Raw genomic sequence first — 11142 nt, 5'->3', positions numbered from 1 at the left:
AGGTGAAGGTGCGCGGCTTCCGCATCGAGCTGGGTGAAATCGAGTCCGCCCTGCGCCAGCACTCCACCGTGCAGGGCGCCGTCGTCATGGCTCGCCAGGACTCGCCCGGTGGCGACAAGCGCCTCGTGGCGTACGTCGTCCCCTCGGAGAACCAGAAGATTGAAGTGGACGCGCTGCGCCGCCACCTGCGCCTGCACGTGCCCGAGTTCATGGTGCCCTCGGCCTTCGTGTCCCTGGACGCCTTCCCCCTCAATCCCAACGGCAAGGTCGACCGCAAGCTCCTTCCTGCTCCGGAGTCGGCGTCCTCCACTTCCGCCGAGGCCTACGTCGCGCCGCGCACGCCCACCGAGGAGCAGCTGGCCGGCCTCTTCGCCCTGGTGCTGCGGGTGCAGCGCGTGGGGGCCACCGACAACTTCTTCGCGCTGGGCGGACATTCGCTGCTCGCCACCCAGCTCATCTCGCGCATCCGCTCCAGCCTCGGCGCGGAGCTGCCCCTGCGTGCGCTCTTCGATGCTCCCACGGTGGCCGCGCTCGCGGAGCGCGTCCTGGCTTCGCGGAACGAGCAGGGCCCGAAGGCGCCCGCCCTCACGGCCGTGGGCCGCGACGGCAAGTGGCCGCTGTCGTTCGCACAGCAGCGGCTCTGGCTCATCACCCAGCTGGACCCCGACAGCTCCGCCTATGCGCTCCCCGCCGTGCTGCGCATCCGCGGCGCACTGACGGTGGCCGCCCTGGCCCGGGCCTTCACCACGGTCGTCGAGCGCCACGAGTCGCTGCGCACCGTCTTCACCTCGCGCGACGGCGAGCCGCAGCAGCGCATCCTCACGGCCTCGAGCTTCCCGCTGCCCGTGGTGGACCTGGGCGGAGTGCCGGCCGGAGAGCGTGAGGCCCGGGTCCGCAAGCTCATCTCCGAGGAGACGCTGCGCCCGTTCGACCTGACCCACGGGCCGCTGCTGCGCGCCCTCCTGTTCCGGCTGGACGCGCGGGAACACATGCTGATGGTGACGATGCACCACATCGTCTCGGACCGCTGGTCCCTCGGCGTGCTGATCCGTGAAGTCGCCACGCTGTACGGCGCCATCGCCTCCGGGCTCGAGCCACGGCTGCCCCCGCTGCCCCTGCAGTACGCGGACTTCGCCCTCTGGCAGCGCAAGTGGCTGCAGGGCGAGGTGCTGGAGAAGCAGCTCGGGTACTGGCGCGAGCAGCTCTCCGGCGCGCCTCCGGTGCTGGAGCTGCCCACGGACAAGCCCCGTCCCCCGGTCCAGACGTCGCGGGGCGCGTACGTGCCCCTGCGCCTGCCCAAGCCGCTGTTCGACGCGCTCCTGGCGCTGTGCCAGCGCGAGGGGGCCACGCCCTTCATGGCCCTGCTCGCCGCGTGGCAGGTGCTGCTGGCGCGCTACTCCGGGCAGGACGACATCGTCGTGGGCTCACCGATTGCCGGCCGCAACCGCGCGGAGACGGAGGGCCTCATCGGCTTCTTCGTCAACACGCTGGTGCTGCGCACGCGCATCCGGCCCCGGGCCACCTTCCGCGAGCTGCTCGCCCAGGTGCGCGCCACCACCCTGGGCGCCTACGAGTACCAGGACATCCCCTTCGAGAAGCTGGTGGAGGAGCTGCAGCCTCGGCGCAGCTTGAGCCACTCGCCGCTGTTCCAGGTGATGTTCGGCCTGCAGAACACGCCGGACGCGCCCGTGGAGATTCCCGCTGGACCGGGAGGCTCCGGGCCGCTGGAGCTGCGCGCGGTGAACATGGACTTCGACTCGGCGAAGTTCGACCTGAGCCTGGACCTGGCCCAGACTCCCGAGGGGCTGTCCGGCGTGCTCGTCTACAGCACGGACCTTTTCGAGCAGTCCACCGCCACGCGCCTCGTGGAGCACTTCCAGCTGCTGCTGGAGGGAGTCGTGGCCCGGCCCGAGGAGCCCGTCGCCACGCTCCCGCTGCTCGCCTCCGCGGAGCGCCGTCAGCTGCTCGTCGACTTCCAGGGCAAGCCCGAGGCGTACCCGCGCGACGTCTGCCTCCACACCCTCATCGAAGCCCAGGTGCGCCGCACCCCTGACGCCGAGGCCGTGCGCTACGAGGACCAGGCCCTCTCCTACGCGCAGCTCGACGCCCGCGCCGACCAGCTCGCCTCCTACCTGCGCCATCTCGGCGCCGGCCCCGAGGTGCTCGTCGGCGTCTGCCTGGAGCGCTCGCTCGACATGATGGTGGCGCTGCTCGCCATCCTGAAGTCCGGCGCCGCCTACGTCCCGCTGGACCCCGCCTACCCGCGCGAGCGACTGGCCGGCATGCTGGAGGACGCCGCCGCACCGGTGCTGCTCACCCACCGGCGCTTCGTCGACGTGCTGCCTCCTCACGCCTCCCGCACCGTCTGCCTCGATGAGGATTGGGCCTCCTCTCTGCCCCCCGCTTCGGAGCTTGCGGCACCCGCCGCCAGCCCCGACGCGCTCGCCTACGTCATCTTCACCTCCGGCTCCACCGGCAGGCCCAAGGGCGCCACCAACGCCCACACCGGCATCGTCAACCGCCTCCTCTGGATGCAGCAGGAGTACGGCCTCACCCCGGCCGACACGGTGCTGCAGAAGACGCCCTTCTCCTTCGACGTCTCCGTCTGGGAGTTCTTCTGGCCCCTCATGACGGGCGCACGCCTCGTCTTCGCGAAGCCCGGCGGTCACCAGGACCCGGCCTACCTCGCGAAGCTGATGGCCGACGAGCGCGTCACCACCGTGCACTTCGTGCCCTCCATGCTCCAGGCCTTCGTCGAGGAGCCCGGCCTGGAGGGCCTCACCCACCTGCGCCGCCTCATCTGCAGCGGCGAAGCCCTGCCCGCGGAACTGGTGCGCCGCGCCCACCAGCGCCTGCCCTCCACCGAGGTGCACAACCTCTACGGCCCCACCGAGGCCGCCGTCGACGTCACGTACTTCGCCTGCCCCCGTGACGAGCAGGCCCGTAGCGTGCCCATCGGCCGCCCCGTGGCCAATACGCAGATCCTCATCCTCGACGGCATGGGCCAGCCCGTGCCCGTGGGCGTCGCCGGTGAGCTCTTCATCGGCGGCATCCAGGTGGGCCGCGGCTACTGGCGCAGGCCGGAGCTGACGGCCGAGCGCTTCACTCCGGACCCCTTCAGCCAGACGCCGGGCGCGCGCATGTACCGCACCGGCGACGTGGCCCGCTGGAGGCTGGACGGCACGGTGGAGTACCTGGGCCGCGCCGACTTCCAGGTGAAGGTGCGCGGCCTGCGCATCGAGCTGGGCGAAATCGAGTCCGCCCTGCGCCAGCAGCCCCAGGTGCACGACACCGTGGTGGTGGCTCGCGAGGACGTGCCCGGTGACAAGCGCCTGGTCGCCTACGTCGTTGCTCGCGAGGGCAGCACCGTGGACACGGCGGAGCTGCGCTCCGCGCTGCTCAAGACGCTGCCGGAGTTCATGGTGCCCACCGCGATGGTGGTGCTGCCCGCGCTGCCGCTGAACCCCAGCGGCAAGGTGGACCGCAAGGCCCTGCCCGCACCGGACGCTCGCGCCGGCGTGGCCACGCCCTGGGTCGCTCCGCGCACTCCGTCCGAGCAACTGATTGCGGGGCTCATGAGCCAGCTCCTGCGCGTCGAGCGCGTGGGCGCGGACGACAGCTTCTTCGCCCTCGGGGGGCATTCGCTGCTCGCCACGCAGCTCGCTTCCCGCCTCCGCGCCGCCTTCTCCGTCGAGCTGTCCCTGCGAGTCCTCTTCGAGGAGCCCACGCCCGCGGCGTTGGCCCGGCGCATCGAGACCATCCAGCAGGGAAGGCGGCCCGAAGTCCCTCCCCTCGTCCCGGTGCCGCGTACGGGCCCGCTGCCGTTGTCCTTCGCGCAGCAGCGCCTGTGGTTCATCGACCAACTGGAGCCCGGCAGCGCCAACTACAACATGCCCGCCTTCGTGCGCCTGGAGGGGACGCTGGACGTGGCCGCGCTCCAGCGGGTGCTCAACGAGTTGGTGCAGCGCCATGAAGCGCTGCGCACCCTCTTCATCCAGCAGGAGGGCCAGCCGCTCCAGTTCATCCTCCCCTATGCCGAGCTGCCGCTGAACACGGTGGACCTGAGCGACCTGACGCCGGAAGCCGCCCGCGAAGCGCTGGACCTGCAACTCCGCGAGGACGCGCTGCGCCCCTTCAACCTGGCCACCGGTCCGCTCATCCGCGCGGGGCTGTGGAAGCTGGGCCCCACCGAGCATGTGCTCGCGCTCAACCTGCACCACATCGTCTCGGACGGCTGGTCCAACGGCGTGCTGGTGCGCGAGGTCGCCGCCCTCTACGAGGCGTTCCTGCACGGCCGTCCCTCGCCATTGCCGCCGCTGCCGCTGCAGTACGCGGACTACGCCGTCTGGCAGCGCCAGTGGATGCAGGGGGCCGTACTGAAGGAGAACCTCGCGTGGTGGCATCAGCAGCTCGCGGGGGCGCCCCGCGCGCTGGAGCTGCCCACGGACAAGCCGCGCCCGGCGGTGCAGACCTTCCGCGGCGCGCAGGTGCCGGTATTCCTCCCTGCGGACGTCTCCAGCCGGCTCAAGGCGTTGAGCCAGCAGGAGGGCGTCACGCCCTTCATGGTCCTGCTGGCCGCCTTCCAGTTGCTCCTGTCACGCTACTCGGGGCAGGGCGACATCACCGTCGGCTCGCCCATCGCCGGCCGCCAGCGCGGTGAGCTCGAAGGCCTCATCGGCTTCTTCGTCAACACCCTGGCCCTGCGTGCCCATGTCTACGAAAGCGCCTCGTTCCTCCACCTGCTGCGGCAGGTGAAGGAGACGTCGCTCGGCGCCTACGCCCACCAGGACGTCCCCTTCGAGCGGCTGGTGGAAGAGCTCCAGCCCACGCGGGACATGAGCCGCAGTCCCCTCTTCCAGGTGCTCTTCGTCCTGCAGAACGCGCCCACGTCCGCGGCGCGCGTCTCGGGACTGACGCTGCGCCCGCAGGAGGTGGAGGGCGTCATGGCGAAGTTCGAGCTCGAGCTCGGGCTGCGAGAGACGCCGGACGGCTTCCGGGGCACGCTGGTCTACAACTCGGACCTCTTCGAGGAGGGCACCGCCTCGCGCATGGCGGAGCACCTGCACACCCTGCTCCGCGCGGCCATGGAACAGCCGGAGCTGCCCGTTTCTTCGCTGCCGCTGATGGACGAGGCCGAGCAGCGCCGGGTGCTGGTGGAGTGGAACGCCACCGCCGCGGACTTCCCGGCCGACTCCTCCATCCACGCCCTTTTCTCCGCCCAGGCCGCGCGCACGCCGGACGCGCTCGCCGTCCTGTCCGACGCGGGCTCGCTCACGTATGCGGAGCTCGACGCGCGCTCCGGCCTGCTGGCCGCGCACCTGCGCCAGCTCGGAGTGCGCCCGGACACCCTCGTGGCCCTGTGCATGGAGCGCGCGCTGGACCGGTCGGTCGCCGTGCTCGGGGTGCTCAAGGCCGGCGGCGCCTACGTGCCGCTGGACCCGGCCTACCCGCGCGAGCGACTGGCCTTCATGCTCCAGGACACCGCGGCCCCGGTGCTGCTCACCCAGCAGCACCTGCGCGGCCTGATGCCCGAGGGCCCCGCCGCCGTGGTGTGCGTCGACTCCGACTGGGACGTCATCTCGCGCGAGGAAGCCACCCCGGTGAGCGTTCCGGTGCCGCCGGAGAGCGCCGCCTATGCCATGTACACCTCGGGCAGCACCGGCACGCCCAAGGGCGTCGTCATCTCCCACCGCTCGCTCGCCAACCATGCCGGGTGGATGCGCACCACGTTCGACCTGGGCCCGGGAGCGCGAGCGCTCCAGCTCGCGTCGCTGAGCTTCGACACCTCCGTGGCGGAGCTCTTCTCCGCCATCCTCACGGGAACCACGCTCGTGCTGGCGCCGCCGGACGCGCAGCGCGACCCGGGCATCCTGCTGGACTGCCTCGTGCGCCACGGCATCACCGTGCTCCAGCTGGTGCCTTCGATGCTGCGCGTGCTGTTGGACGAGCCCGGCCTGCGCGCCGCCACCCGGCTGCGCTGGCTCATCTCCGGAGGAGAGGCGCTCCCCTCGGAGTTGCCGCCACGCGTGCGCGAGGCCCTGCCCCAGGTCCGTCTGGTCAACAGCTACGGCCCCACCGAGTCCACCATCGACGCCACCGTCTGGCGGGTGGAGGGCGACGTGTCCGGGCCGGGGGTCCCCATCGGCCGGCCCATCGCGAACACGCGGGCCTACGTGCTGGACTCCCACCTGCGGCCCGTCCCCACGGGAGTGCCCGGTGAGCTGTACCTGGGCGGAGAGGGCCTGGCGCGCGGCTACCTGAACCGCCCGCACCTCACCGCCGAGCGCTTCGTCCCCGACCCCTTCGGCACCGAGCCCGGCGCGCGCCTGTACCGCACCGGCGACAAGGTGCGGTGGAAGGCCGACGGCACGCTCGACTACCTGGGCCGCATCGACTTCCAGGTGAAGCTGCGCGGCCAGCGCATCGAGCTCGGCGAAATCGAGTCCGCCCTCAAGGAGCATCCCGGCGTGCGCGAGGCCACCGTGCTGGTGCGCGAGGACGTGCCCGGCAACCAGCGCCTCGTCGGCTACGTCGTCCCCGCCGCTTCGGGCCAGTCACTGGACGCGGGCGCACTGCGCGCCGCCCTCCAGAAGCGCCTGCCCGAGTACATGGTGCCCTCCGCCTTCGTCACCCTGGAGGCCCTGCCCCTCACGCCCAACGGCAAGCTGGACCGCCAGGCCCTGCCCGTCCCGGAGTCGGGCGCCACCGCAGAGGCGTACCTGGCTCCGCACACGCCCACCGAGAAGCTGCTGGCGGACCTCATGGCCGCGCTGCTGAGGGTGGAGCGCGTGGGCGTGAATGACAGCTTCTTCTCCCTGGGTGGCCACTCGCTGCTGGCGACGCAGCTCATCTCGCGCATCCGCTCCACCTTCCGCGTCGAGCTGCCACTGCGCGCCGTGTTCGAGGCGCCCACCCTCTCCGGCCTGGCGCAGCGGATTGCCTCGCTCCAGCAGGTCAGCGAGCCGGAGCACCGGGCGCCTCCCCTGAGGCCCGCGCCACGCACCCAGGACATCCCGCTCTCCTTCGCGCAGCAGCGCCTGTGGTTCATCGACCAGATGGACCCCGGCAGCGCCGCCTACAACGTGCCCACCGCCGTGCGCATGGTCGGCACGCTGGACGTGCCCTCCCTGGAGCGCGCCCTGAATGCGCTCGTCGAGCGTCACGAGTCGCTGCGCACCACCTTCGCCTCGAGCGACGGCGAGCCCGTGCAGCTCATCCACCCCGCCTCCGCGACGACGCTGCCGGTGGTGGACCTGAGCACCCTGCCCCCCGAGGCCCGCGAAGCCGGTGCCCGGCGGCTGGCCGTCACCGAGGCGGGAGAACCCTTCGACCTCGTCCGGGGACCGCTCTTCCGCGCCTCCCTGGCGCGGCTCGAGCCTGACAAGCACGTGCTGCTGCTGACGATGCACCACATCGTCTCCGACGGCTGGTCCATGGGCGTGCTCATCCGCGAGCTGGCCGCGCTGTACCTGGCGGCCGCGTCCGGAAAGGCGCTCCGCCTCGCCCCCCTCCCCGTCCAGTACGCCGACTACACGGTGTGGCAGCGCGACTGGCTGCGCGGGGAGGTGCTCGACGCGTGGCTCGGCTTCTGGAAGCAGCAGCTCGGCGGGGCGCCGCATGCCCTGGAGCTGCCCACGGACAGGCCGCGTCCCGCCGTGCAGACGTTCCACGGCGCGGGGCACGCCTTCACCCTGTCGCCCGAGCTGTCCAGGCAGCTCGAAGCGCTCGGACAGGAGCACAACGCCACCCTGTTCATGGTGCTGCTCGCCGCGTGGCAGACGCTGCTGCACCGGTACTCGGGGCAGGACGACATCGTCGTGGGCTCGCCCATCGCCGGCCGCAACCGCGCGGAGACGGAGGGGCTCATCGGCTTCTTCGTCAATACGCTCGCCCTGCGCACCCGGTTCTCCGTCGAGGACTCCTTCGTGTCCCTGCTGGAGCGCGTGCGCGAGACGACGCTGGGCGCCTATGCCCACCAGGAGGTGCCGTTCGAGAAGCTGGTGGAGGTGCTCCAGCCGGAGCGCAACCTGAGCCGCCCGCCGCTCTTCCAGGTGATGTTCGTCCTGCAGAACCTGCCGGACGATGAGCTGCGTCTGCCCGGCCTGAAGCTCTCCACGCTGGAAGCGGAGAACAGCACCGCCAAGTTCGAGCTGACGCTGGCGATGACGAACACCGCCCAGGGGCTGGCCGGCCTGCTGGAGTACAACACCGACCTGTTCAACCCCTCCACCGCGGCGCGCCTCGTCGAGCACTTCCGCACGCTGCTGGGAGCCATCGCCACCCGCCCGCACCAGAGCCTCTCGGCACTGCCGCTGATGAGCGGGACGGAACAGCGCCGGTTGCTGCGGGACTGGAGCACCACCGCGTCCGACTACCCGCGCGAGTCCACGCTGCCCGAGGTCTTCGCGCAGGTGGTGGCCCGCTTCCCGGAGAACATCGCCGTGGAGCTCGGCTCCTCGCGCCTCACCTACCGGCAGCTCGATGAGCGCTCCAACCAGCTTGCGCACCACCTGCGCGGACTGGGCGTGGGTGCGGACTCCCGCGTCGCGCTCGCCGTCGAGCGCTCGCTGGAGCTGATGGTCTCGCTGCTGGCCATCCTCAAGGCGGGCGGCGCGTACGTCCCGCTGGACCCGTCCTACCCGCGTGAGCGACTGGCCGGCATGCTGGAGGACACCGCGCCCCAGGCGCTCGTCACCACGCGCGCGCTGCTGCCGCGTCTGCCCGCGCACGGGCTCGCCACCGTCGTGTTGGAGGATGCCGCGCTCGCTTCCGAGCCGACGCATTCGCCGTCACCGGCGGCCCTGCCCGACTCGTTGGCCTACGTGGACTTCACCTCCGGCTCCACCGGCCGGCCCAAGGGCGTGGGCACCACCCACCGCAACGTCCTGCGCACGTTGCTGGGCGCGGACTTCGCCCGCTTCGGCCCCGAAGAGACGCTGCTGCAGCTGGCCCCCATCTCCTTCGACGCCTCCACGCTCGAAATCTGGGGCGCGCTGCTGCACGGCGCCCGCCTCGTCGTCATGCCTCCCCAGACGCCCTCTCTGGAGGATCTGGGCCAGGTGCTGCGCGACGCTCGCGTCACCACCCTGTGGTTGACGGCCGGCCTCTTCGCACAGGTGGTGGAAGGCAACCTGGACGTGTTGCGCCCGGTAAAGCAGCTGCTCGCCGGTGGCGACGTCGTGCCGGCGCCGCATGTGCGCCGCGTACTCGAGGAGCTTCGCATCCCCGTCACCAACGGCTACGGCCCCACGGAGACCACCGTCTTCGCCGCCTGCTTCCGCATGACGGACCCGGCCCAGGTGGACGCATCCGTCCCCATCGGCCGGCCCATTGGCGGCACGCGGCTGTACGTGCTCGACGCGCAGGGCCGGCCCGTGCCCGAGGGCATCATCGGGGAGCTGTTCGTGGGCGGAGACGGACTGGCCCGTGGCTACATCGGCCAGCCCGCGCTCACCGCGGAGCGCTTCATTCCCGACGCCTTCAGCGGCGTCCCCGGCGCGCGCCTCTACCGCACCGGAGACCTGGTGCGCTGGCTGGAGGACGGCACGCTCGACTTCATCGGCCGCGCCGACGCGCAGGTGAAGCTGCGTGGCTTCCGCATCGAGCTGGGTGAAGTGCGCGCCGTCCTCGCCAGCCACCCCGAGGTCCAGGAGGCCGTCGTCCTCGCCCGCGAGGACCGGCCCGGAGACAAGCGCCTCGTCGGCTACGTCGCCGCCCCCGAGTCCCTCGACCTGGCCGCCCTGCGCGACTTCCTCAAGCAGCGGCTGCCCGAGTACATGGTGCCCTCCGCGCTGGTGCGGCTGGACGCCCTGCCCCTCACGCCCAACGGCAAGGTGGACCGCAAGGCCCTGCCCGTCCCGGACGCCTCCGCCACCACCGCGGGCCAGTACGTCGCCCCGCGCACGCCCGCCGAGGAACAGCTCGCGGCGCTCTGGGCCGACGTGCTCGGCCTGCCGCGCGTGGGCGCCGAGGACAACTTCTTCGACCTGGGTGGCCACTCCCTCCTGGCGGCGCGCATGGTGTCCCGCCTCCAGAAGGCCGTCCGCGCGCGCGTGTCGCTGGCCACGCTCTTCCAGCACCCCACCGTCGCGGCCCTGGCCGCCGTCCTGGACGCGCGGCGGGACGAATCGGCGCCCGCGTCCAACCTGGTGCGCCTCAAGCAGGGACAGGACGGACGCCGGCCGCTGTTCCTCGTGCACGGCGGTGGCGGCGGCGTGGCGGCCTACGCCGACCTCGCGCGGTTCCTCCCCACGGACCGGCCCCTCTACGCCTTCCGTGCGCCCGGACTGGACGGCGGGGAGCTGCCTCCCGCCTCCGTCGAGGCCCTGGCCGGGCACTACCTCCCGCAGCTCCGCGCGGTCCAGCCGCACGGACCCTACCTGCTGGGAGGGTGGTCCTTCGGCGGGCTCGTCGCCCACGAGCTGGCCCGCCAGCTTCAGGCGTTGGGCGAAGCGGTGGAGCTGCTGGTGATGCTCGACACGCCCGCGCCCGGAGCCCGGCCCGAGACGGAGCCGGACCTCCTGGGTGAGCTCGCCACCTTCGGCCAGCTCCTCAACCTGCCCTGGCGAGCCCTCAAGCTGGACGTGGCGAAGCTGCGACAGCTCGAGGGCCGGGAGCGCCTGTCGTGGCTGCTGGAGCAGATCCGGCAACTGCCCACGGGTGCGCCCGACCTGGACCTGGACGAGACGGAGCGCCTCTTCCACGTCTTCCAGCGGCTGTACGCGGCCCAGCGGCGCCACGTCCCGGGGCACCTCACCGGCTCCGCCGTCCTCCTCCAGGCCACCGAGGGACACACACCCTCGGTAAATCCGGGTTGGACGGCCTGGCTCACCCAGGAGCCCCGGGTGCTGCCGGTGCCGGGAGACCACTTCACGATGCTCAAGCCGCCTCACCTTTCCGCCGTGGCGGAACGGCTCGCGGAGCTGCTGCGGGCCCTGGAACGCGACGCCGCCTGATCGCTTGCTGGGGCGATAACAGGAGCAACTTGAATTGCCTGAAAGAGGGCGCGAGCGCATCGGCTCCGCCCCTCTGACTCCGCTGGATGGGGATTGGAGAATGGCTCGCTTCCGGAGCTATTCTCGCAGTCGCGGACTTGTTTCATCTCACTGTGTCCCCCCTGCTGGAGATTCTCGTGGTTTCGCG

1 protein-coding gene is annotated in these 11142 nt (G+C 71.8%); it reads left to right on the top strand.

The features are described 5' to 3' along the window. Nucleotides 1-8 precede the first annotated feature (8 nt). Complete coding sequence (locus tag G4D86_RS31780; RefSeq protein WP_240360579.1) at nucleotides 9-10955, top strand: non-ribosomal peptide synthetase; 10947 nt, start codon at nucleotides 9-11, stop codon at nucleotides 10953-10955. Nucleotides 10956-11142: the final 187 nt, after the last annotated feature.

The sequence above is a fragment of the Pyxidicoccus caerfyrddinensis genome, assembly GCF_010894405.1.
GTDB lineage: Bacteria > Myxococcota > Myxococcia > Myxococcales > Myxococcaceae > Myxococcus > Myxococcus caerfyrddinensis.
The sequence above is the reverse complement of the archived record's forward strand: the minus strand, read 5'-3'. Positions and strand labels throughout refer to the sequence as shown.